The organism is Sphingobium sp. LMA1-1-1.1, assembly GCF_040676365.1.
Classification (GTDB): Bacteria; Pseudomonadota; Alphaproteobacteria; order Sphingomonadales; family Sphingomonadaceae; genus Sphingobium.
In genome coordinates this window covers 1-255 of the sequence record NZ_JBEGHS010000059.1, presented here as the reverse complement: position 1 = coordinate 255, position 255 = coordinate 1, and the positions used below count along the sequence as shown (strand labels likewise).

Sequence of the window (255 nt, the reverse complement as noted above, 5' to 3'; positions counted from 1 at the left end):
CCGGAGGCCCTAACTCCTGAGAGGTAGGGTCTAAGATGAGCAAGACAACGAACAAGTTTGCACCGGAGGTGCGCGAGCGGGCAGTCCGCCTGGTGCTGGACCAAGAAGCCGAGCATCCATCCCGCTGAGCGGCTATCACCTCGATTTCTGCCATGATCGGTTGTTCCGGCGACACGCTGCTGGAGTGGGTAAAAAAGGCCGAAGTGAACAGTGGCAAGCGGGCCGGCGTTCCGACCGAGTTGGCGGACCGGTTGA

General features: G+C 60.8%; 1 pseudogene. It reads left to right on the top strand.

The window, feature by feature from the left end:
• Positions 1 to 35 precede the first annotated feature (35 nt).
• Positions 36 to 255: pseudogene (locus MRBLMA1_RS20050) on the top strand (IS3 family transposase); the annotation flags it as partial.